Annotated in this window: 21 protein-coding genes; 12 read left to right on the top strand and 9 right to left on the bottom strand. The window is 40.1% G+C overall.

From position 1 onward, the window contains the following. Position 1: 1 nt before the first annotated feature. From CRO21_RS03335 to sdsA, 5 genes are all read right to left on the bottom strand, one after another. Positions 2–3,172 (bottom strand): efflux RND transporter permease subunit, encoded by a 3,171-nt coding sequence (locus CRO21_RS03335; RefSeq protein WP_097077897.1) that lies wholly within the window; start codon positions 3,170–3,172, stop codon positions 2–4. A 13-nt stretch (positions 3,173–3,185) separates the two neighbouring features. Continuing rightward, a complete protein-coding gene (locus tag CRO21_RS03330; RefSeq protein WP_097077896.1) occupies positions 3,186–4,448 on the bottom strand; it encodes an efflux RND transporter periplasmic adaptor subunit in 1,263 nt (420 codons plus the stop codon). Positions 4,449–4,458: 10 nt separating this feature from the next. Then, positions 4,459–5,076, bottom strand: coding sequence for a phosphatase PAP2 family protein (locus tag CRO21_RS03325; protein ID WP_097077895.1), 618 nt, complete (start codon positions 5,074–5,076; stop codon positions 4,459–4,461). 420 nt (positions 5,077–5,496) lie between these two features. Further along, positions 5,497–7,527, bottom strand: a complete 2,031-nt coding sequence (locus CRO21_RS03320) for a site-specific recombinase (RefSeq protein WP_097077894.1) — start codon at positions 7,525–7,527, stop codon at positions 5,497–5,499. Positions 7,528–7,558: 31 nt separating this feature from the next. Continuing rightward, positions 7,559–8,542 (bottom strand): All-trans-nonaprenyl-diphosphate synthase, encoded by a 984-nt coding sequence (sdsA, locus tag CRO21_RS03315; protein ID WP_097077893.1) that lies wholly within the window; start codon positions 8,540–8,542, stop codon positions 7,559–7,561. Between the two features lie 400 nt (positions 8,543–8,942). On the opposite strand from sdsA, the gene rplU reads away from it, so the two are divergent. The 3 genes from rplU to lolA all read left to right on the top strand — a co-directional run bounded on the left by rplU (position 8,943) and on the right by lolA (position 10,424). Next, on the top strand, positions 8,943–9,254 hold the full coding sequence (gene rplU, locus CRO21_RS03310) for a 50S ribosomal protein L21 (RefSeq protein ID WP_087619020.1): 312 nt from the start codon (positions 8,943–8,945) through the stop codon (positions 9,252–9,254). A gap of 19 nt (positions 9,255–9,273) precedes the next feature. Continuing rightward, on the top strand, positions 9,274–9,528 hold the full coding sequence (gene rpmA, locus CRO21_RS03305; protein WP_087619021.1) for a 50S ribosomal protein L27: 255 nt from the start codon (positions 9,274–9,276) through the stop codon (positions 9,526–9,528). A gap of 203 nt (positions 9,529–9,731) precedes the next feature. Next, positions 9,732–10,424: an outer membrane lipoprotein chaperone LolA gene (gene lolA / locus CRO21_RS03300; protein ID WP_097077892.1), complete on the top strand. Its 693-nt coding sequence runs from the start codon at positions 9,732–9,734 to the stop codon at positions 10,422–10,424. A gap of 72 nt (positions 10,425–10,496) precedes the next feature. On the opposite strand, the gene CRO21_RS03295 is transcribed toward lolA, so the two are convergent. From CRO21_RS03295 to CRO21_RS03285, 3 genes are all read right to left on the bottom strand, one after another. Beyond that, on the bottom strand, positions 10,497–11,147 hold the full coding sequence (locus tag CRO21_RS03295) for an HD-GYP domain-containing protein (RefSeq protein ID WP_097077891.1): 651 nt from the start codon (positions 11,145–11,147) through the stop codon (positions 10,497–10,499). Positions 11,148–11,412: 265 nt separating this feature from the next. Beyond that, on the bottom strand, positions 11,413–12,204 hold the full coding sequence (locus tag CRO21_RS03290; protein ID WP_097077890.1) for an SDR family oxidoreductase: 792 nt from the start codon (positions 12,202–12,204) through the stop codon (positions 11,413–11,415). Positions 12,205–12,234: 30 nt separating this feature from the next. Next, on the bottom strand, positions 12,235–12,900 hold the full coding sequence (locus CRO21_RS03285) for a DUF1062 domain-containing protein (RefSeq protein WP_097077889.1): 666 nt from the start codon (positions 12,898–12,900) through the stop codon (positions 12,235–12,237). A 155-nt stretch (positions 12,901–13,055) separates the two neighbouring features. Here CRO21_RS03285 and CRO21_RS03280 point away from each other — a divergent pair, with 155 nt between their 5' ends. The 9 genes from CRO21_RS03280 to CRO21_RS03240 all read left to right on the top strand — a co-directional run bounded on the left by CRO21_RS03280 (position 13,056) and on the right by CRO21_RS03240 (position 23,791). Next, complete coding sequence (locus CRO21_RS03280; protein WP_097077888.1) at positions 13,056–16,013, top strand: valine--tRNA ligase; 2,958 nt, start codon at positions 13,056–13,058, stop codon at positions 16,011–16,013. 67 nt (positions 16,014–16,080) lie between these two features. After that, complete coding sequence (locus tag CRO21_RS03275; RefSeq protein WP_097077887.1) at positions 16,081–16,266, top strand: hypothetical protein; 186 nt, start codon at positions 16,081–16,083, stop codon at positions 16,264–16,266. 6 nt (positions 16,267–16,272) lie between these two features. Beyond that, on the top strand, positions 16,273–16,569 hold the full coding sequence (locus CRO21_RS03270) for a type II toxin-antitoxin system RelE/ParE family toxin (RefSeq protein WP_097077886.1): 297 nt from the start codon (positions 16,273–16,275) through the stop codon (positions 16,567–16,569). A 423-nt stretch (positions 16,570–16,992) separates the two neighbouring features. Further along, positions 16,993–19,260, top strand: a complete 2,268-nt coding sequence (locus CRO21_RS03265; RefSeq protein ID WP_097077885.1) for an ATP-binding cassette domain-containing protein — start codon at positions 16,993–16,995, stop codon at positions 19,258–19,260. 687 nt (positions 19,261–19,947) lie between these two features. Continuing rightward, the gene (locus tag CRO21_RS03260) at positions 19,948–20,895 is read left to right on the top strand and encodes a transporter substrate-binding domain-containing protein (RefSeq protein ID WP_097078125.1); all 948 of its coding nucleotides are present in this window, start codon (positions 19,948–19,950) and stop codon (positions 20,893–20,895) included. 72 nt (positions 20,896–20,967) lie between these two features. After that, on the top strand, positions 20,968–21,714 hold the full coding sequence (locus tag CRO21_RS03255) for an amino acid ABC transporter permease (RefSeq protein WP_097077884.1): 747 nt from the start codon (positions 20,968–20,970) through the stop codon (positions 21,712–21,714). Beyond that, positions 21,714–22,397, top strand: coding sequence for an ABC transporter permease subunit (locus CRO21_RS03250; protein ID WP_097077883.1), 684 nt, complete (start codon positions 21,714–21,716; stop codon positions 22,395–22,397). The genes CRO21_RS03255 and CRO21_RS03250 overlap by 1 nt, the downstream gene beginning before the upstream one ends. Before the next feature lie 14 nt (positions 22,398–22,411). Then, on the top strand, positions 22,412–23,137 hold the full coding sequence (locus CRO21_RS03245) for an amino acid ABC transporter ATP-binding protein (protein WP_171293982.1): 726 nt from the start codon (positions 22,412–22,414) through the stop codon (positions 23,135–23,137). A 303-nt stretch (positions 23,138–23,440) separates the two neighbouring features. Next, positions 23,441–23,791, top strand: coding sequence for a hypothetical protein (locus CRO21_RS03240; protein ID WP_097077881.1), 351 nt, complete (start codon positions 23,441–23,443; stop codon positions 23,789–23,791). A gap of 128 nt (positions 23,792–23,919) precedes the next feature. Here the strand turns inward: CRO21_RS03240 and CRO21_RS03235 are convergent, their stop codons facing one another. Next, positions 23,920–24,918 (bottom strand): metallophosphoesterase, encoded by a 999-nt coding sequence (locus CRO21_RS03235; RefSeq protein ID WP_097077880.1) that lies wholly within the window; start codon positions 24,916–24,918, stop codon positions 23,920–23,922. Positions 24,919–24,992: the final 74 nt, after the last annotated feature.

Genomic DNA, 24,992 nt, shown 5'->3' with positions numbered 1-24,992 from the left:
ATTATTCCTGAGAAACCTGTTGTTTAGGTTTATATTTAAAAATACTACGAATCCACACAAAAAAGACCGGAATGAAGAAAATACCCAGAAGTGTAGAACTGATTACACCACCTAATACTCCATAACCAACAGAATGCTGACTACCTGCACCTGCACCTGTAGAAATCGCCAATGGCAACACACCAAAACCAAATGCTAAAGTCGTCATAATGATTGGACGTAAACGCATTTTAGATGCATGCAATGTTGCTTCCAGTAGATCTTGTCCTTGTTCCTGTAATTCCTTGGCAAATTCCACAATCAAAATTGCATTCTTGGCTGATAAACCAATCACCGCAATCATTGCCACCTGAAAATAAATATTATTGGAGAGATTTGAATTCTGCAAGATCACCATACCCAAGAAAGTTAAGGCAACTGCACCCAAAATACCCAAAGGAACAACCAGCAATACCGAGAAAGGTACTGACCAACTTTCATATAAAGCTGCCAAACACAGGAAAACAATTAACAGAGATAAGGCATACAGGAATGGGGCTTGTGCGCCTGAATCACGCTCTTCTAAAGATAGACCTGTCCATTCATAATCAAAACCAGATAAGCCCATAGACGGTAATTTTTGAATAATCTCTTCCATCGCAAGCATGGCATCCCCAGAACTGATCCCAGGTGCAGGATTACCCTGAATATTGACAGAAGATAAGCCATTATAGCGTTCCAGACGAGGTGAGCCATAGGTCCATTCACCCGAAGCAAATGCAGAGAATGGAATCATTTCACCACGACTATTACGAACATACCACTGATCCAGATCTTCAGGCATCATACGACGATCTGCATCACCTTGAACATACACCTTTTTCACACGTCCACGGTCAATAAAATCATTGATATATGAACCGCCCCACGCCATTGCCATGGTTGAGTTAATATCTGCAATACTTACACCCATAGCACTTGCTTGAGCCTGATCAATATTCACCTGATATTGAGGTGTATCTTCTTGTCCATTTGGACGAACACCGACCAAACGTTTATCTTGCGCTGCCAGACCTAATACCGCATTACGTGCTGCAACCAGTTCTGCATGACTTTGTCCACTCATTGCCTTTAACTGTAAGTTAAACCCAGCAGTTACCCCAAGTTCAGGCATTGCTGGTAATTGTAAAGGCATGATATAGGACGCATCCTGTGCCAGCATATTTAATGCCATACCACGTTGAATCACTGCTGAAATCTGTGTTTCAGGTGTGGTGCGCTCACTCCAGTCTTTGAGCTTGATAAACGACATCCCAGCATTTTGTGCCATACCGGAAAAAGAGAATCCAGCGACACTAAAGACCGATTCGACACTATCTTTTTCATTGTTCAGGAAAAACTCCGTGGTCTGATCAATAGTATTCGTAGTACGTTCCAAGGTCGCATTTGGTGGTAATTGTATCAGTGTCATCACCATACCCTGATCTTCTTCGGGCAAGAAAGATGATGGTAACTTCTGAAACAAAAACACCAGTACAACTGCAACCACAGCATAAATGATGGCTGAAAATACTTTATGGTGCACCATGCGGTTTACACCACTTTGATAACTATGACTTATACGATCAAAGCTTCGATTAAACCATCTAAAAAAGCGGGCAAAAATATTATTGCTTGGTTTCTTGTCTGGATCATGCTGTTTCAATAAAGTTGCACATAATGCCGGAGTAAACGTTAAGGCAATAATCAATGAAAGTACCATGGCGGTAACAAGCGTAATCGAGAACTGACGATAAATTACCCCAGTTGTCCCACCAAAGAATGCCATCGGTACAAATACTGCTGTGAGTACACTGGTAATCCCAATCAAAGCGCCTGAAATTTGCTTCATCGAATGTTCGGTTGCCGTGACAGGATCAGAATGTTCTTCTGTCATCACACGTTCGACGTTTTCTACCACAACAATCGCATCATCCACCAGCAAACCAATCGCCAACACCATAGCAAACATCGTTAAAGTATTAATACTAAAGCCGAAAATATTGATCACGGCAAAAGTACCCAAGACCACAACGGGTACAGCAAATGTCGGGATAATGGTGGCACGCCAGTTTTGTAAGAATAAAAACATGACTAAGAATACTAGAATGATTGCTTCAATCAGGGTTTTCACCACACTTTTAATCGATAATTCAATAAACGGTGTAGTATCAAACGCCAATTGATCTTTCAAACCAGATGGATAGTTTTTACGTAGTTCAACCAGTTCTGCTTCAACCGCTTTAGCCGTATCTAGCGCATTCGAACCTGTCGCCAGTCGAATTGCTACACCACCAGCTGGTTGACCATTAAATTTAGAATCAAATTGATAGTTTTCAGCACCCAATTCAACATTTGCAACATCAGATAAACGAACTTGCGCTCCAGATGTTGTGGTTTTCAAAAAGATATTTTGAAATTGCTCAGGCGTTTGCAACAAGCTCTGTGCATTTACAGTTGCATTTAAAACCTGACCTTTTACTGCGGGCGCACCACCCAATTGACCTACAGCAACTTGAGCATTTTGTGCCTGAATTGCTGCTGCAACGTCACTTGGTGTTAATTGATAACTGACCAGCTTTGCAGGATCAAGCCAGATCCGCATAGCATAGGAGCCACCGAATACCTGTACTTCACCTACACCGGCTACACGACTCAGTTGTTCAGAAATATTGGAGTTGACATAGTCTTTAATGTCATTTGCAGACAAAGAGTTATCGGGAGAATAAAAAGCCAGTACCTGTAAAAAGCTTGCACTGGACTTGGTAACTTTCACCCCTTGACGCTGTACATCCTCAGGTAACAAAGCAGTCGCAGATTGCAATTTATTTTGAACTTGGACTTGTGCAATATCTGGATCAATACCTTGTTCAAAGTTCAATTGAATTGATGCCTGTCCGTTCGATGAACTATTGGAAGACATGTAACGCAAACCATCAAGACCATTCATTTGTTGTTCGATGATTTGTGTTACCGTATTCTCTACAGTTGTCGCAGACGCACCCGGATAAGTCGCAGAGATAGTGACTGTCGGTGGTGCGACTGTCGGATATTGCGCAATGGGCATTTTTGTCAGAGACAATATCCCTGCCAACATAATCACCAAAGCAATTACCCATGCAAAAATGGGACGATGGATAAAAAATTGTGCCATTATAACCTACCCCTTATGTATTTGAAGTAGCTGGTTGTTTTGCTTGCGGCGCTTCAGATGATTGTGATTCTGAGGGAGAAATAGTTTTCTGGCTAGATTGTGCTGCAGGTTGAGCCTGTGGTGCATAAGGCTTGGCATCTACTTGTTGCCCTTCCTTAACTTTCGCCACACCCTCAACAATCACCTTATCACCAACTTTCAATCCTTCAGTCACAATCCAGTTTTGTCCCTGAACACCGGTAGTTTGAATATTGCGGGTTTCCACTACATTTTTATCATTGGTAATAAACACAGTTGCTTGTCCTGTTGGTGTACGTGTCACCGCTGCCTGAGGAATCAGATAAGCATTTGGAATAACACCCTGCACGATTTGCGCATTAGCAAACATACCCGGCAACAATAATTGATTCGGATTCTGGAATACTGCACGCAAGGTTACAGAACCAGTGGTTTGATCTACGCTTGCATCAGAAAATGCCAGTTTTCCTTCGATCGGATAAGTACTGCCATCTTCCAGCTTCAGTTTCACTGTCGTATTATTGCTTTGACCCAGTGTACCTTTGCTCAATTGCTGACGTAAACGCAATAATTCAGTACTGGACTGATTAATATCAACATAGATTGGATTCAGCTGTTGAATAGTCACCAGGGCGTCTGCCTGCCCCGCCGTCACCAATGCCCCTGCTGTTACAGAAGAACGACCAGTCTGACCTGAAATTGGCGCACGAATGGTGGAATATCCCAGATCAACTTCCGAATTTCGTACTTGCGCTCTTGCTGCGTCCACTTGTGCCTGAGCAACATTGACCTGACCCAGCAAATCATCATAATCCTGTTTTGAAACAGCATTACTTGAGACCAGCTGTTTATAACGGTTTAATTTGATTTTGAGAGAATTAAGATTGGCTTCCTGTTGCAACAAACTTGCCTTTGCACTTTCAAATGCCGCACGATTGGTTCGGGAATCCAGTTCATAAAGTGCCTGACCTTCGCGGACATAGCTACCTTCGGTAAATAATCGTTTTAAAATTACGCCACTGGTTTGTGGACGCACTTCAGAAATTTGATATGCAGAAGTTCGACCCGAAAGTTCCACAGTACTATCAACACTTTGTGGTTGTGCCACGATGACACCCACTTGAGCTGGCGGCGTCTGTTGCGCTGCGGCTGCACCTTGTTTTGCTTCTTCTGAATTCTTGCTGCATCCTACCAACGCCATACTTAACACCAGTGTGCAAGCAGTTAGCGTAGGAGCCCAACACTTTGCCGATTTCATCATTTCACCTCTAATACAACGCTTTTTGACTATTTTGTTGCTTTATTCCAGACCGATATACATTTGCATGGATACATAGCATTATCAAACCTGCCAAACTCCAACCCGCAAACACATCTGTAGGATAATGAACACCAAGATATATGCGAGACCATCCCATTAAAATGACCCAGAAACACGCCATACTCCAGATCCAGCGATATTCTTTAAATGGAAAACTCATCATCAACATACATGCGAACATCATGGCATAAGCACTATGCGCACTTGGAAAGGAACTCCCATATACTTCTACAATTTGTGTTTCAATCACAGGACGTGGGCGCGCAAAGATCCATTTTAATAACCACGTGGTTGAAGCTGTAAATAATAATCCCAAAATACATATGTATGCTTCAAGCCTGTGTCGTTTAAACACATCATACATGACCAACAGCAACACCAAAATGACAGTACCAGGCAAACCACCCATATATGCCAAATATTGTGCCAGCTGTAGAGCAAAATCTGAGTGGATCTGTTGAAAATATTGAATGATTTTCAAATCAAAGAGGTTTTCTGGAAATTTTAGAACAATTCCACATAACATCAATATGAAAATCCATAAACCGAAGCTTATGATTCGCATCAGTCCCCCTTTAAATGAATATTAAAGAATCAAATATTAAACACCCAGATCACTCCGAATGCAAAGTGTACTGATTAGTACACTTTTTTTCAAGAAGGAGATTTTAACAATAGCAAAGAAATCCTAGTATTTTTGTAAATTTTCACCCACTCACACTTTGTCCAAAAAAACCTTTCTTTATGCACACTATGCATGGCGTTTAAAGCCTTCACAAAAACTGAATTGCTTTTCAAATTACCTACTAGAATTTATTTTGCTTGGCGCATAAAAAATCAGGCATTTGCTAATCTGTAATGTTCGGTTTTAACTATCATAAGCAAAAATGATTTTAATGATAGTCTTGTATGTTTTTCAATTTTATGTGCAAAGTACGATGATGCGGAGTCATAATCGTGATTATAAGAGCTTATTTATATTTACTTAACTTTTTGTTTGTTCATCAATTTTCAAAGGTTGTTTAGGTGGCCAAAAGAAGTCAACAGGTCGGGTGACAAAATGAATTAAAATAAGTTTAAACAAGGGCTTCCAGTCTTTCAAGCGTACTCGACGTGCCCGCAATGCAACAAAGATAGTGAGACTAAAACTTACAAATAAATTGGTTACACCAATTAGAAGCACCCCCAGAAAAGAGACAAAAATTAAACCAATATCAGGTGTACCGGCAATATTCAATAAACCTTGCATCAAGTTGGCAGATGCAAAAGCAATATGGCGGATATCAAGGGGTAACCCCAGAATAAAACCCAGGGTTCCCATACTCCCCAGCATGATACCAAACAAAAAATTCCCCATAATTGCACCAAGATTACGCTCAATATAATGCGATAGCCGATCTAATCTTGATTGCCCCAGCATTTTTCTTAAACCTGGATGCGCCTGTAAACGTTCACCTATTTTCCGATAGACCGCCAAATTATCATAATAACCAGCAATTAAACCCGATAAAAACAAGCATACTCCGGCAATTGCAGCATGCGGTATCGCCAAAGAGGTAAACGGATTTAAATCATGTAATAGATGATTCGCCTTACTGGGAGAAACCAGTGCTTCACCCATGCCATGTAACCAAATTATAGAAATCAAAGCTGCCACAGGAATGGCGATCGAGATATTGCCTAAAATTGCAATAAACTGAGTGCGCATAATATTAATAATCAATGCTGCCAGTTCTGCCATTTGGGCCGCTTTCGATCCTTTACTATGCTGAATCGTCGAAGCCAGCGCTGCGGCTGTCATCGCAGGTTGTTTGGTCGCCACAGTAAAATGTAAAAAGTGAATCAAAACAAAGCCAAGACTATAATTCATACTATAGACAAAAGCCTGCATCAAAGGTGCCATACTGATTCTTGCCGCCAACACCTTCAAGGTTGCCATAGTGGCAATGATCACACCAGCCCCGGCAGCCGAGCGATACATTTGAAAGAAACCTTTTTTATCGGTACTGACATAATGCTCACCAGTCCGACTGGCATTTTCTGTGACTTGTAATGCCATTAATTCAGTATTGGTCGCTAATAACGCCCTGACACTTTGATCATCATAATAGGCAGAGGTCAAATTTCGTAATAATGCCATAATCGCAATTTGCTGGGTCTGTTGCTGATCAGAAACCACATGCAGTAGCGTTTCTATACGCTGTAAACATTGCTCAAGTAATACCAGCAAATAGGTCAAACTTAAGCTGACGCCATTACGTTTTGTACTTCGTTTTACCCGAATTAAAATATCCCGACATTGATCCAGCATGACTAATGCCTGCCTTGAATCCGGTAATGGCATCACCGATGCCGTGTCATATTGTGCTTCATATTTTTTATAAAGTTCAATATATTCAATAATTTCACGATTCTGAATCAAAAAAGGTGATTCATACTCATCAATCTCTGGATAAGCATGACTAAATTCGGGATGTAAACCAATTGAACTAATACGATAGGATAAAACCATAATCGCATGAATCATCTGCATACGAAGATTATGCTTTTGTTCCTGATTGGCATTGGACTGGGCAAATAATCTTAAAATGGCTTGCCAGTCTTCAGAACAAATATTTTCCAACCAAGTCTGATCGGCTTTACGATAAAAAATCAGACCGACCAATTCTTTTAATTCAGTTTTATCTTTGAGCAGTGGTAAAAAATGTGCACCGATGCGTTGCGATAATTGGGTATTAAAGCCTTCTGAGCTTAAAATACCACTTTCGGTATATAAACTAACCTGTTTATATTGATTTAGAAGTCTTAATGCAAATCGTTGTAAAATTTCAGTCGATGTCGGTGTAATTAAGATGGTCTGGATAAATGTCTGGATCTTTTTATGAATCTCTTGCCGATCTTCCGGATCTGATGGACGCAAACAGTCCACCAGTTGCTGTAATAGTTGTGGGTCCAGATGTTCCATCTCGGTCTGAATTTGCATCTTGGATAAAACATTCTGCAACTCAGCATGCATGATAGAACACCTCTCCTATTAATGATTGAGTTTATTGGATACGATCCAGCGCAAGTTGTGCCAGATTTTCCAGCGCTTGCCGATACTCACTTTCAGGCAAGACCTGTAAAGCCTCAACAGCTTTTTCTGTTTCTTCCTTGGCACGCTGCAAACAATACTCCAGTGCACCAGAGTTTTTTACAATCGAAATCACTTGTTCTAAATGTGAAGTCCCACCCGTTGCAATACTTTTATGCACGATCTGATGTTGTTCAGTATTTTCATGCGTTAATTTCAACGCTGCGATCAATGGTAAGGTCGGTTTTCCTTCCATTAAATCATCACCAATATTTTTACCCAGCGTTTCGGCATCTGAGGTGTAATCGAGAATATCATCAATGATCTGAAAAGCATTCCCAAAATGCCCGGCATAATGGCGCATGGCTTCACGATAACTTTCCTGTCCGGCCAGAATTGCGGCACCTTCTGTTGCCAGTTCAAAAAGTCGGGAGGTTTTACCATGAATAATTTGTAAATAGATATCCTCAGTCGCATGTGGCTGATGTTGCCATTGCAATTGTAGGACTTCACCTTCTGCAATTTCACAAGTACCGGTCGAAAAATCCTTAAGCAAATCCCAGTTTTTAATATTGACCAACAGGTCAAACGCACGGGAAATCAAAAAATCACCGACCAGCACCGCAGTCTGATTATTCCATGTTGCATTGGCAGTGGGCCGACCACGACGCAAACCAGATTCATCTACCACATCATCATGTACCAGTGTGGCGGTATGCAGCATTTCAATAATCGCAGCGAGATGGCGGGCATGCGTCATATCCGACACACCACAGGCTTTTGCTGCAAGTAAACACATGATTGGACGCATGCGTTTTCCGCCAGCTTCTACCACATGTTTACTGACTGACATCACCAAAGCAACTTTGGAGGTAATCCCCTCATTAATAAATTGATCCATCGCAGCGAAGTCATGCGCAACCGGAGCAAGCACATCCCGTTTAAAATCAATCGTCATGCAAAAACCTCATTTATCCTGCCAATTATGTATTGCGATCTGACTTTGTCATCCTATCCTATCAAAAGCCGATGATTCAAAATATTAAATTTTAACAGTTTAATAAAATCAATCTTCGCCAAGTTGCCATTGTCATGAATGTCCCTACAACTTGCAAGCCTATTTACCGACTTTAAATCACATCTGCATTGATAATTTTGTGCTAATCAAGGTAGCAATGATCATGTGCCAAGGATAAAAAATAAGTCGCAGACAAAATTCATTGTTATTTTTTATACAAACACTTGTTGTTTGATCGAAAATTTCGTAAAATTCTGCCCCTTATATACCCCAGTGGCGTTCGTTTGAAGTTCGATTATTCCTGATTGACACGACGACACGGGCATGTGTGGAGTACATTATGTACGCAGTAATCCAAAGCGGTGGTAAACAGCACCGTGTAGTTGAGGGTGAAACCCTTAAAGTTGAATTATTGAAAGCAGAAACTGGCTCAACAATTACATTTGATGATGTATTATTGCTTGTAAACGGTGAAAGCGTTCAAATCGGTGCTCCAGTTGTTGCTGGCGCAAAAGTAACTGCAGAAGTGGTTAGTCATGGTCGTCATGACAAAGTACGTATTGTTAAAATGCGTCGTCGTAAACACTACCGTAAACAACAAGGTCACCGTCAATGGTTTACCGAGTTGAAAATTACTGGTATTGCAGGCTAATCACGAGGAGTAAATAGACATGGCAACGAAAAAAGCCGGTGGATCGACAAAAAACGGTCGTGATTCAAATCCTAAAATGTTAGGCGTAAAAATTTACGGTGGTCAAACTGTAACAGCAGGTAACATCATCGTTCGTCAACGTGGTACAGAATTCCATGCAGGAAACAATGTAGGTATGGGCCGTGACCATACTTTATTTGCAACTGCTGATGGCGTAGTAAAGTTTGAAGTGAAGGGTCAATTTGGCCGTCGCTATGTAACTGTTGAAGCGTAAGTTTTAATGGTTCGAAAAGCCCGCATTTTGCGGGTTTTTTTATTACTCCTTTTCTATATCTTTTCATAAAACAGTATTTTCACTACAGAGATATGCAATTTACGACTGAATCTAAACAAAATCCTGCTATTTCTTCATTTTTTTCAATTTAAAACCCAGTAAGATGTCAACATAAATAGTAACAATCAGGATTAAATTGCGTTATGAATCTTTTACAAAAATCATCTTATGCTTTTGCCATTACGGCACTTGGCCTTTCCTCAATGATGGCAACCCAAAGCTATGCCGCAGCAGCGACCACACAACAAGCCACCAATAATCTGGTCAAACAACTCAGTGGCATTCAGAGTCTCAGTGCTGATTTTGAGCAAAGTACGCGCTTAACACAAGCACGTAACAGTAAGCAGCAAAACAAACCCACCCCACAACATCTGAATCAAAGCTTTAGTGGCGTTATGAAAGTTGCCCGTCCCGGAAAATTCTATTGGGAAACCACCAAACCGGCCAAACAAACCATTGTGACCACAGGACAATCGGTATGGATCTATGATCCAGATTTACAACAGGCCGTAAAACAAAGTCTGGATGATCAGGTGGCCAATACCCCTGCTTTACTGTTATCTGGTAATGCACAGGAAATCATGAATGCCTATACTGTAGGTCAACCTGATGCCAGTAAAACCTATTACAGTTTAACGCCCAAGAATAAAGAAGGTGCTTTTGAACGCTTGCTGATTAGTTTTGGTCCCAATAAAGCACCCACTTTGATGATTCTGGAAGATTCAATGGGCCAGACCACAACCATTAAATTTAAAAATGTGAAATTGAATGCACAAATTAGTAATAATGTATTTAATTTTACCCCACCTAAAGGCACGGATATTATTGAACAATAACGCAAGTTAGAATGCGATCAATCAATACTCGGCATTCTTTGTTCAATCTAGGATAAAGAATGCGTTATATCACTATTCTTCAGCAGCAGTCGGCAGTTGATAATTTTTTTCATAAAAAAGACGAAAGACTGCATCACATACTGCCTGATCATAAGTTTTGCCCTGCCCTTTTTTCAATTCATTTAGCGCAAAATCCAATCCCAGTGATTTACGATAAGGCCTTTTCCCTGCAATTGCCTCAACCACATCTGCCACAATCAAAATATTAGCCTGGGGCAATATCTGCTCGCCTTTCAATCCTTTGGGATAACCACTTCCATCGATACGCTCGTGATGCTGAAAGACAATCTCGGCTAAAGGAAATTCAAACGGAATATCTTTTAACAATTCATAAGTCATTTCAACATGGCTTTTGATTAATCTTTTTTCCTCATGTTCAAGTGTGGCAACTTTATGCAAAACTTGATTTGGAATCGCAATCTTACCTAGATCGTGTAGTAATCCAACATGATACATGCGTTCGCAGTCGACTTCTGCCCAACCCATTTCTTCTGCAATCGCTTGGCAGAACAAACCGACCCGATGCTGATGTCCGGCAGTATAAGCATCCTGTAACTGATGAACTTTGGCAAGAAGCTGACTAACAGCTTGGGTCATTTCAAATAATTTTTTCTGACATGGATCCATTTCATTAGAACAGTCAGAAACCATGGTATGCTGCATTGACAAATCAGCTTCTTAAACATAAAAAAACACATATAAATAAGAACATGCTAGTGATCTAAACACAATAGTCAAACTGCCTAGAATGCCAACTGATGCGACCACCCGCTAAAAATTTAACCAAATCGTCTGCCAATTATTTTTTACAGGGTGGGCTATCTAAAAATATAGTAATAAATTTTAAGCTCAGTATATTTTAAAATTGCATCACAAAAATGTTATGCAATTTTCTCTATAAATGATATCGGCTAGCCGATTAACTGCATTATTTTACCTGTGTTTTACGGATCATTTTATACAACAATTTTGGTGAAAGCCGAGAAACCAATACCCCCAGCTTTTCTTTACTGCCACCGACCACGATATATTCTTGTTTGGCTGTCAGTGCTTGTACCACTTGCCGGGCAAAATCTTCGGCGCTTAAACCATTTTCGGTTGCTTCATCCTCATAACCTTGTGGTTGTCCTGCACCATTGAGTGCATTTTTCGCCACATCGGTTTGTACAAAGCCCGGAAAAATCACCGATACGTTAATCCCTTGTTCTGCATATTCGGCACGACAACTATTGGCCCACATATGAATTGCTGCTTTGGCCGCAGAATAACTAGCACGATATTGCGTGCCCAATAAACCTGCCACACTGGAGACAAACGCAAGCTGTCCGGATTTTTGCTGCACAAAATACGGCAACACCTGTTTGCTTAGATTAACTTGAGCAAAATAATCGACTTCCATGATTTTTCGTTCAGTGTCCATGCTGGTATCAGCAATTAAGGCACGCTGGCTCAAACCGGCATTATTAATCAACACGTCTACAGTACTAAATTTTGCAAAGACTGCTTTGACGGTTTGATCCACCTGTTCAAAATCGGTAATGTCCAGTGCAATGCAGTGATGCTGGTCTGGATTAGACAATTTTGCCCGTACCGCCTCAAGCTGATCCAAACGTCTGGCAGTTAAAATCACCGTTGCACCTTGTGCTGCAAAGACCTGTGCCAAAGCTGCACCAATCCCGGAACTTGCACCTGTGATCCATACTGTTTGCTTTTTCGACATCGTTATTTTCCTTTTATTCATAACATTCATTTACTGGATAAAACTATTGAAGTGTCTGGCGTATTGCTGTGCCTGAGAGAGCGATAAATGTCTGGCAACTTTTTCAATGCGCTTATAACCCAAACTGGTCACCAAATCGATTATGCCGGTCAGGGTTTTATCGACCACATAATTAAACTTTAATATGGTTTTCGGAGTGCGAATATGGGCTGTTACTCCAGTATCAATCACCTCGATCAAATCATCAAACACTGGTACAACAGCCAGCGAATCATTTTGCATTAATCTCTCATAATTCTGCTGTACTCTGCTGGCAAGCGCCGGAGTGAGCGCATATTGTAGATAAATCTGTTGTGGATCATCACAATGAAACTGATCCAACATATAGTTTGCCACAGCTTGTAAACGTATATTACTCAGCAGTGAAATCGACCAAGGCATATATTTTTGTAAGTGTTTATCAATCTGACGCAAGACTTTGGCGGTTTCCTGTGCCTGTACATCATCGCTATTTTCTTGAGATTTTGCCAACGCCCCAAATGCCTGATCCAGCACTTCACAGGTTAACTTGGTAAACACCTGACCAAGCGGTTTTGCCAATGGTGTTTTCTCGCCACGATTGAGTGCCTGTGTGATCTGTTGTAACTTTTGATAGGTGTCACGATTTACCAGTATTTTTACGAATTGTATGGCCATGTTATTCCCTCAACAGGCTTTCTCTTTATTCATTCAATTTATACTAACAAAAACTGGTCATCGACCCAATGTTTATTTCGTGCTTTGAATAGGGCGACTGAACAGCTATTTTTTTGCTACAATAGATGAAATTTTTTTAATACTTTTTAGTTCATATGTCTGACACCAATAGCACAAATCAGCACACTTCCGCTGCAAACCCTACTGCTGAAAATCATTCTGCCGAAAATATTGCCACTACTTATGATCCCTCTCTCATCGAGAACAAATGGTATCAAGTGTGGGAAGAAAACGGCTATTTTAAACCATCTGGTGAAGGTGAATCGTTTTGTATCATGATTCCGCCACCGAATGTTACTGGTAGCCTGCATATGGGACATGGCTTTAACAATGCCATCATGGATGCCCTGACCCGCTATAACCGTATGAATGGCAAAAACACCCTGTGGCAACCGGGTACCGACCACGCCGGGATTGCCACCCAAATGGTGGTAGAACGCCAGCTTGGTGCGCAAGGCATTAGCCGTCATGATCTTGGACGAGAAAAATTCATTGAAAAAGTCTGGGAATGGAAAGAACAATCCGGTGGTAATATTACCCGTCAAATCCGTCGCTTAGGTTCGTCCGTAGACTGGTCACGTGAACGCTTTACCATGGATGAAGGTCTATCCAATGCAGTTAAAGAAGTCTTTGTCAAACTGCATGAACAAGGACTGATTTATCGTGGTAAACGTCTGGTGAACTGGGATCCCAAACTGCACACTGCCCTGTCTGATCTGGAAGTGGAAAGCAATGAAGAACAAGGGTCTTTATGGCATTTCAAATACTTCTTTGCCGATGAAAATCTAAAAACTGCCGACGGTAAAAACTATCTGGTGGTTGCCACCACACGTCCGGAAACATTATTAGGTGATACAGCAGTTGCAGTACATCCAGAGGATGAACGTTATAAACACCTGATCGGTCAAAATATTCGTCTGCCAATTACCGACCGAATTGTGCCGATTGTTGCCGATGACTATGTGGAAAAAGACTTTGGGACGGGCTGTGTCAAAATTACGCCTGCGCATGACTTTAACGATTACGAGTTGGGTAAACGCCACAATCTGCCTTTAATCAATATTTTGAATAAAAATGCCGAAATTCTCGGTGAATTTGACTGGATGGAAAAAGCAGGCGAACCAATCAGCAAGACACTGGTTGCACCTGAAGATTATGTTGGTTTAGAGCGTTATGATGCCCGTAAAAAACTGGTGAGTGAGGCAGAAGCTGAAGGCTGGCTGGAAAAAATCGATCCATATACCCTGAAAGCACCACGTGGTGACCGTTCCGGCGTGATCGTAGAACCCTTATTAACAGATCAATGGTATGTCAAAATTGCACCTTTGGCTCAACCAGCGATTGAAGCGGTTAAAGATGGTCGTATCAAATTTGTGCCTGAACAATATACCAATATGTATATGGCATGGATGAACAATATTCAGGACTGGTGTATCTCCCGTCAATTGTGGTGGGGCCATCGTATTCCTGCATGGTATGACGAAAATGGTGCGGTCTATGTTGGTCGTGACGAAGCCGAAGTTCGTCAAAAGTACAATCTGGCGGCAGATTATTATATCTATCAGGACGAAGATGTACTGGATACTTGGTTCTCCTCTGGTCTGTGGACATTCTCCACACTAGGCTGGACTGGTGATGCCAAGAAAGATGCGGAAAACTATTTTCTAAAAACTTTCCATCCGACCGATGTTCTAGTTACTGGTTTTGACATTATTTTCTTCTGGGTGGCACGCATGATCATGCTGACCATGCACTTTATGAAAAATGAAGATGGCACTCCTCAAGTACCGTTTAAAACCGTGTATGTACATGGTTTGGTACGTGATGGTGAAGGTCAGAAAATGTCTAAATCCAAAGGCAACGTACTTGATCCATTGGATTTGATCGACAGTATTGATCTGGAAAGTCTGGTTGCCAAACGGACTACGGGTCTGATGAATCCAAAACAGGCAGCAAAAATCGAAAAAGCCACCCGTAAGGAATTCCCAGACGGGATCAATGCCTATGGTACAGATGCTGTGCGCTTTACTTTCTGTGCGCTGGCCAATACTGGTCGTGACATTAAATTCGATCTAAAACGGGTTGAAGGTTACCGCAACTTTGCCAATAAAATCTGGAATGCGACCCGTTTTGTGCTGATGAATGTCGAAGGTCAGACAGTGGGTCAAACTGCTCGTCCTGATCTTTGGGAATTGCCGGAGCAATGGATTGTCAGTCGCTTACAAAAAGCTGAACAAGCGGTACAGCAAGGTTTTGCTACCTATCGACTGGATCTGGTTGCACAAACCATTTATGACTTTATCTGGAATGAATATTGCGACTGGTATGTCGAACTAACAAAGCCAGTTTTAAATGATGCGAATGTATCTGATGAACGTAAGGCTGAGGTGCGTCGTGTATTACTCAGTGTAATGGAAACTGCTTTACGTCTAGCGCATCCTTTGATGCCATTCCTGACCGAAGAAATCTGGCAAACCCTTGCACCGATGATTGGTAAAGGTGGTGCAGAGGGTAAAAACAGCATTATGCTGGCACCTTACCCTGTTGCAGAACAGGATAAAATCAGTGAACAAGCCGAAGCAGATATGCAATGGTTACAAGGTTTGATTGGTGCAGTTCGGAATATTCGTGGTGAAATGGGACTGGGTAATGCCCGTTTATTGCCAGTTCTCCTGCAAAATATTTCTGAGGCAGAACGTACGCAGATTGAACGCATTGAACCGTTGTTTAAAGCCTTGGCAAAAGTGGAAAACATCACCTTCTTGGCAAATGGCGAAGAACCACCACTATCTTCCTCATCCGTAGTTGGTCACGCATCCGTCTTTGTCCCAATGAAAGGTTTGATTGATCCAAAAGCAGAGCTTGGCCGTTTGCAAAAAGATCTGGATAAAATCCAGAAACAACATGATCAAATCGCAACTAAACTAAGTAACGAAAGTTTTGTTGCCAAAGCCCCTGCTGCTGTGGTTGAAGGTGAAAAAGCCAAACTGGCCGAATTTGCGGATCAGTTAACTAAGATTAAGGCGAATATGGAGCAGATTGCGAACTTGTAATCTATCGCAGTTCGTTATATAACAAGCCTAGGACAAAAGTGTTCTAGGCTGTATTTTAGGAGTTATCATGTCTGATTTAAGTATTAAACAGCGAGTCTTACAAACGATAGAAAAACTACCTGAAAATGTAGATATCGAAAGCATGATGTATGAGCTTTATGTTTTAGAAAATATCCAAAAAGGACAAAAGGATATTCAAAATCATCAAATCATCACTGTAGATCAGCTATTACATGATATCGAATCATGGTAATTTTTTATGGTAGTTTGGACTGAACACGCACAAAGGCAACTGCGAGATATCCATAATTATATTGCTAAAGACTCACCGCTTTATGCCAAACGAACTGTACTTGATATCGCTCAAAAAACTAAAATTTTAGAGAAGTTTTTCAAAATTGGAAAAATCACACCAGAAACGGACCAAGAGCATATTCGTGAACTTTCTATCCATAGTTATCGAATCATCTATCAAATTGAAAAGAATGATATTTATATTTTAGCGATTGTGCATAATCGACAAATATTAGAACAAACTCAATTTCAATTGGATTAATTCCCAAAATAGTTTTGTGAAACAATTTACATGGCCATTCAAGAAATGGAAAAATCGAAATAACAGAACATAGCAATTCCGATTCAATCATCAACATATAAAATATGGACTAAACACACTATTCAAGCCTGCTTATTAAAAGCAAAATTATGAATATCGGCATCATCTCGATCAAATCAAAGATTATGAATGAATTCTTATTTAAAGTAACTTCATTGATTACGATAAGAAATAAAATTCAGGTTTTGTTGGTATTCTGTTTATAACCACGTTATCAGAAAAATATACGATAAAATGACTTAAACAGTCCAAAACATCATAAGTGAAAATTATCCTTGGCATTGTAACTGCACCAATACAGCTTGGTGCACTATCGCCATTACAGAGATAAACATCATATTTTTAAAACCGGAGCAGAACAAAATGGTAAATAAAACAATCAATATTTACGGGGCACGGCAGAATAATCTTAAAAATATTTCTTTAAAAATTCCCAAACATCAAATCGTCGCGTTTACTGGCGTATCAGGTTCAGGTAAATCATCTTTAGTCTTTGAAACCATCGGTGCAGAAGCGCAAAGACAAATCAATGAAACACAGGACAGCTTTATTCGCCATCGTTTGCAGCATTTTGGTGTGGCAGATGTGGATAAAATTGAGAATCTAAATGTTCCGGTCATTATTAACCAAAAACCTTTAACCGGAAATATTCGTTCTACCGTTGCCACCATTACCGACATTTATGCCAACCTGCGTTTGTTATTTTCCCGTATGGGCCAACCATTTGTAGGCTATGCAACTGTATTTTCATTTAATCATCCCAGTGGCATGTGTCCGCAATGTGAAGGCATTGGTTTGGAACAGACCATTGATATTTACAAAATTCTGGATCTAAATAAGTCACTTAATGAAGACGGTGTGATTAATTTTCCAACCTATCGCCCTCATGCCTGGCGGTGGACACGCTATGCCGATTCCGGTTATTTCGATTTGGATAAAAAGTTAAAAGACTATAGCAAAGAAGAATGGGATTTATTTTTGAATGCACCTCAGCATAAACCCTTACATCCAACCAATAACTGGAAAAAAACCGCACTCTATGAAGGCTTAATCACCCGATTTGAACGTAATTATTTAAAAGGTGAAGCACAGGAACGCAACCGTTATCGACACAGTCTTGATCCCATTATTACGACAAAACCATGTACTTTATGTCATGGACAACGCCTGAATCAAAAATCTTTATCCTGTAAAATTAAAGGCAAAAATATTGCCGACTGTACTGCCCTCTCGGTAACAGCATTATTAGAATTTATTGAATCTCTCGAAAGTGAAAAATATGAAACCATTTTGAATGAAATCAAAAATAAACTGAACAATTTAAATCTGGTTGGTTTGAGCTATCTTAATCTGGACCGTATCAGTAATACGCTATCGGGTGGTGAATCACAACGCATTAAAATGGTAAAACATCTGGGCAACAGCCTAGTCGATCTGCTTTATATCTTTGATGAACCCAGTATTGGCCTACACCCTAAAGATTTAGAAAACATTATTGAAATTATTAAAAAAATTAGAGATAAGGGAAATAGTGTTTTACTGGTAGAGCACGATCCTGATCTGATTAGAATTGCCGATCATGTAATTGACATGGGACCTCTTTCAGGTACAAACGGTGGGGAAATTATTTATCAGGGTAATTTTGCCGAATTAAAACATTCAGCAGGACTTACCGGACAATTTTTCCGTAAACCTACCCGTTATAAAAAAATACCCCGCCAACATGATGAAAAGATTTGGATTAAAAATGCCCATGTGTTTAATTTAAAAAACATTGATGTACCGATTGCTAAAAATTGCCTGACCGTAGTGACAGGCGTTGCAGGATCAGGAAAAAGCACCTTAATCAGCAAAGTATTACCGCAACAATATCCTGAAACCAAATTGATTGATCAATCTGCCATTACCGCAACAGCACGATCCAATTTACTCACCTATCTCGATCTTCTCGATCCAATCCGGCAATTATTTGCCAAAGCCAATAACGTCAGCCCAAAACTATTTAGTTTTAATAGTGATGGTGCCTGTCCACAGTGTAAGGGAACTGGAATTGAAAAAGTTGATTTGGCATTTCTGGATGATATCGAAATGACCTGTGAGATGTGTCATGGTTCAGGTTATGCCCCTAAAATTTTAAAATACCTTTATAAAGACAAAAATATCGCCGACATCATGAAAATGACTGTCGCAGAAGCAATTCATTTTTTTGACCATGAATATTTACAGCAACAGTTCCAGTTATTGATGAATCTGGGATTAGACTATATTGCAATTGGTCAGCGTTTAAATACATTCTCTGGTGGAGAACGTCAAAGATTAAAACTAAGCAAGGAAATTGACGGAAAAGGTCATATTATTGTACTGGATGAGCCCAGCTCTGGCCTACATCCATCAGATACCGAAAAACTCATTCAATTACTCAATAATCTGGTTGATCAGGGCAATACCATTATTGTAATTGAACATAATCTGGAAATTATGACCCAAGCCGATTGGATTATCGATATTGGACCACTGGCTGGAGATCAAGGTGGAGAATTGATTTTCGCTGGAACAGTGGATGATTTAATCAAAAATCCGGAGAGATCCTCCACAGCTTTTTATCTCAGAAAATATTTGGGACTTGTCTAGCGTGTGTTGAGCATTCATCACCCTTTCAATTGATGCTCAAATTAAAGGGTGAAACATACAAATAATGACATCAATCCATCATCATTGAAACCTGATTCGATGAAATGATGAGCATAGAGGTATTACCCAGTTTTAGATGAAAAGTAGAAAATTATAGGAGTACGTCTATTAGAGCAAAATAGAGTAATGCACCACAAAAACACAATACGCACCATATTGACTCAAAATAACTAAGAATAGGAAAAGTAGTGTTTCTTGGCTAAATGATTGCTGAATCCTAAAACGATGAGGAATGAAATCAGAAGTAGCATCTATTTATGCTCAATAGCGCTGTAAATGAACAAAATTAACTATGATTTCTTGAAATATGCCAAGCATAATGATTAAATAAAACCAAGAATGAAAATAAATTCTTCGCTGTCTCACATTACTTCATTATTTTAAATGATTCTGTCTATTCACCAGATAAATCATACTTTACTCATTTATAAAAAATAAATATATAAATTTTAATTACTTAGATTACAAAATAAATTTCTATCCGCTCTTGTAGCCTTCGACAAAATTGGATTAAGATAAATTTGGTTCAATTTGCAACATATGATTATATATTTTTCATATATCGGTCATTGTGGTATGCCTTTTGAATATAAAATCAGTGATGAATTACTCAAAAACGGAGTTTTTATGCTTTCGAATAAACGTACCGTAACTTCTTTGCTTTGTGCCAGTGCACTTATGCTTGGTTTAAGTGCATGTAGTGACAACAAGACACCTGCTTCTGGCGATGCGGCTTCTGGTTCAGCCAGCTCGTCATCGGGTACATTAGATAAAATCAAACAATCAGGCACTATTGTTCTTGGCTATCGTGATTCGTCTATTCCATTTTCTTATATTGCGGATAATCCACAACAACCTGTCGGTTATGCCCACGATTTACAGTTAAAAGTGGTTGAAGCCGTCAAGCAAAAACTTAATTTACCGGACCTTAAAATTCGCTATAATCTGGTGACCAGTCAAAACCGTATTCCATTGGTTTCAAATGGTACTGTGGATATCGAATGTGGTTCAACCACCAATAATAAGGAACGCCAACAACAGGTCGATTTCTCTGTAGGTTATTTTGAAGTCGGTGGTCGCCTGTTAACCTCAAAAGATTCCGGTATCAATGACTATGCCGATCTAAAAGGCAAAAAAGTCGTCACCACTGCGGGTACAACCTCTGAACGCTGGTTACGTCAACATGCGACTGAACTGGGTGTGGGCGAAGTAATTTCGGCAAAAGATCACGCAGAATCATTCCTGATGCTGCAAAATGGTCGTGCTGCTGCCTTTATGATGGATGACATCTTATTGGCGGGTGAAAAATCAAAAGCAAAAAATCCTGATCAATGGGTAATTGTCGGTACCGCACCAATTAAAGAAATCTATGGCTGTATGTTACGTAAAGGTGATACAGGCTTTAAACAAGTGGTTGATGATGCGATTAAAACAACATTTGCATCAGGCGACATCAATCAGATGTATACAAAATGGTTTGAATCTCCAATTCCACCAAAAGGCATCAATCTGAACTTCCCAATGTCGGATGAAGTGAAAGCATTAATTGCCAATCCACACGATAGAGATCAATAATTTTTAACCCATCATGTCCTCTGGTTGATGTGGTGGGTCATTTTAATTTATTAACACCTAACTGGAGATTCTATGAACTATAACTGGAATTGGGGTGTTTTATCACAGTCTACAGGTGTGAATAACACCACCTATTTTGACTGGATATTAACGGGGATAGGCTGGTTATTGCTTATTGCTGTTATAGCATGGTCAATCGCACTGATACTCGGCAGTATTCTCGGCATCATGAGAACCCTGCCGAGTGCAACTGCGCGCAATATTGCGACCACTTATGTCACTATTTTTCGTAATATTCCCCTGCTTATTCAATTATTTATCTGGTTCTATGTAATCCCGAACTTTCTACCCGGTCCGATTAAATCGTGGTGGATGAATGATTTAAGCAATAGTGCAACTGCACTGATTTCTGCCAGTGTCGGTCTAGGTTTATTTACTGCGGCACGGGTTTGTGAACAGGTGCGAACCGGGATTGAAGCCTTACCACTTGGACAAAAAAATGCGGGTTTTGCCTTAGGCTTTTCAACGTTCCAACTCTATCGCTATGTCATTTTACCGCAAGCATTCCGCACAATTTTGCCACCCTTGAGTTCAGAGTTGACCAACTGTGTTAAAAATACCTCAGTCGCATCGCTGGTCGGTGTCGCAGAGATTATTTCACAGATGAAAACCATTAGTGAATACACGCAAAATACGATTGAAATTTATACTTATGTCACGCTGATTTTTATTGTGATTAATGTCTTTTTGATTTTAATAATGAGTTATCTGGAAAAACGCTTGCATGTTCCGGGCTTAACTACTGGAGGAGGTAAATAATGGAATGGCTTACCTCTTTTTTAACAGACTTACAAGTTTCAGCACCAGCACTTTGGCACGGTTTCACTATCACGCTTAAAGTCGTTGTGACGGCTGCAATTGGTGGTGTGATTATTGGCACCCTACTGGCATTGATGCGCTTATCGTCCATTAAGGCTTTCAATGTTATTGCTAAATCCTATGTCAATTTATTCCGTTCAATTCCGCTTCTTCTGGTATTGATGTGGTTTTATTTTGCTGTACCGTTTATTTATACCGGGATTACAGGCAAGTATCTGACCATTGATACCGCACTGGTTTCAAGCACTGTGGCATTTATGCTGTTTGAAGCGGCTTATTTTGCCGAGATTGTCCGGGCAGGGATACAGTCTATCCCGAAAGGTCAGACTTTTGCAGCCTATGCGCTGGGTATGAGTTATGGTCAATCCATGCGACTAATTATCCTGCCACAGGCATTTCGCAAAATGACCCCGCTGCTATTACAGCAAACCATTATTTTATTTCAGGACTCGACCATGGTATATGCCATTGGTTTGCTAGATTTCTTCCGTACCAACTACGTACGTGGCGATCTCATGTCTTTACTCACACAATATATTCTGTTCGCAGGTCTGGTGTACTTTAGTATCAGTCTCCTCGCTACCTACGCAGTTAAGAAATTACAGAAAAGGTTAAAAGTATGAGCAATAGCAAAGTGATGATTGATATCCAAGACGTTAATAAATGGTATGGACAATTTCAGGTTCTTACCGATTGCACCACAAAAATTACCCAAGGTGAAGTTGTGGTGGTATGTGGTCCTTCAGGTTCCGGAAAATCAACTTTAATCAAAACTGTCAATGGTCTAGAACCCTTCCAAAAAGGTGATATTGTTGTTGATGGTATTTCCATTGCTGATCCAATGACCGATCTAACCAAGTTACGCAGTCGGGTCGGTATGGTGTTTCAGCACTTTGAACTTTTTCCACACTTGAGTATCACCGAGAACCTCACCATCGCACAGGTGAAAGTTCTTGGTCGTAAAGAAAGTGAGGCCAAGCAAAAAGGATTGGCCTATCTGGATCGTGTCGGTTTAAGTGCACAAGCCAATAAGTTCCCTGCCCAACTTTCCGGCGGACAACAGCAACGTGTTGCCATTGCCCGTGCTTTAAGTATGGATCCGATTGCCATGTTATTTGATGAACCGACCTCTGCGCTTGATCCGGAAATGATTAATGAAGTACTTGATGTCATGGTCGGACTAGCGAAAGAAGGCATGACCATGATGTGCGTAACGCATGAAATGGGCTTTGCCAAACAGGTGGCAAATCGTATTATTTTTATGGATCAGGGTAAAATCGTTGAAGATTGTACCAAAGACGAGTTCTTTAATACCACCCGTAGTGACCGGGCACAGCAATTTCTGAATAAGATATTGCATTAATTCAATAAATTATTTATCAGAAGGCTGTAAAATATGCAAAAATTTACGGCCTTTTTCTTATCCTAATACAGGGCACCAATCGAAATACTAATTCAGGGTGATCTTCAATTCTGATTATAGTTTTTTAAATTCTTAAAATGAGGATCGTGGTACCTTGCACATATTATGTCTTTCCCTTTAACACATATTCATGATTCCTTCATTATTTTTACAAAATACCCCAGTTCTAAATATAAGTTTATTCAATTTTATGTCATAGATTATGTTCACCAACAAAATATATGACTCATATCAGGTCTTATTATGAAAAAACAACTGCTTTTAATCTGCCTATTCAGTTCATTTGCTGCATTGACCCATGCCAATCCACCAACAGGCGGTGGTTTTGACCGCAGCGCAATGAATAAATTATGCAATGGTAAAAAAATCGGTGATAGCATCAGCACCAAAATGGGTGATCGTACTGTTAAAGGTACATGCCAATTAAACTTTGCTGTAACAGGTAATGCCCAACTTCCACGTGGTGAACGTGGTCAAAACGCTGCATTTGATCAGGCATGTAAAGGTAAAAAACTGAATCAGGCCGCAAGTGTTAAAGTAAACGGACAAACCTTTAACGGTAAATGTGAAGTTCATTTTAAACCACAACGCTAAACCTATATGAAAAAAAGCAGCCCAATCAAGGCTGCTTTTTTATGCTTTGTTGAAACTAGAGCTTCGCAAGAAGAATTCTTTATTTTTAAGTTAAATCCAACCAGCGATCAACTTTCAATCAACAAGGTCTAATGCAAATGTAAAATATCGACAGTTGGCGGCACCCGAAAACGAAAAGGTGCACCCACCATGCCTGTTCCGACTGTGACAAAAACATTGGCTGTCTCATGTCGATAATAGCCACGTTTATGTCCCAGCATAGAAACTTTCTTCATCACATAACTGGTTAGCCACGGCAACTCAATTTGTCCGCCATGGGTGTGACCAGACAACATCAACGGTTTGGTGGGTAAATTCGGCACCATATCCACCGTATCGGGATTATGTGACAAGAGTAACCATAATTTATCCTGCGGCAATTCTGGTAAATTTTCCATATGCGCTTTACCTGCCCATAAATCCCCTACCCCATACAAGCGCACTTCATCAAATTCAACAATTTTGTTCTCGATATCAATGACGTTATTCACTTGCAATGCATTGGCAAGTAACGCCTGAATCGGTGGTCCAGGATATTGTTCATCATGATTGCCATTGACAGAATACACTGGACAATGAATCTGTTTTAAAATTGCCAATTCCTGTGCCAATTTATTTTCAGGCTCATAAGTCCAATCTCCGGAAACCACGACAAAATCCAATTGCTGTTGATTGATTTTTTGTACAATTTTCTTTAGTTGTCGCTCATGTCCCGAATACAGACCAATATGTAAATCGGCAATTAAGGCAATTTTTAACGGTTGTTGTAATGGCTGATTTTCATCAATGCTGAGATCGGTATGTTTAACCACCACATGATGCGGTTCGATAAATCTGGCATAAATCAAAAATATAGCAATCACCAGATAAGAAATCGCTTGAATATTATTAATTTCATTTACATACCATTGCCAACTGGTGAGCAAAACCCACGGGAAAAGCAAATAACTACAGTAAAATACGACCAACAAAATAAATGCTTTCAATGGCTGGGTAGTTTCGGTCCGTTTGGCACTGCGCCATGCTTGCAACATTGCCCAAACAAATATCAAAATAAGTGACCAAGACAACAAATGGGAGATCTGCATCTATTTTATTACCATCCAAAGAAACGTGGGTTTTATGATTAAATATAAAGCCATATGCAGCTTGTTGAGCATTC

Source organism: Acinetobacter puyangensis (assembly GCF_900096995.1).
In the GTDB taxonomy this organism is placed as follows: domain Bacteria; phylum Pseudomonadota; class Gammaproteobacteria; order Pseudomonadales; family Moraxellaceae; genus Acinetobacter; species Acinetobacter puyangensis.
The sequence above is the reverse complement of the archived record's forward strand: the minus strand, read 5'-3'. Positions and strand labels throughout refer to the sequence as shown.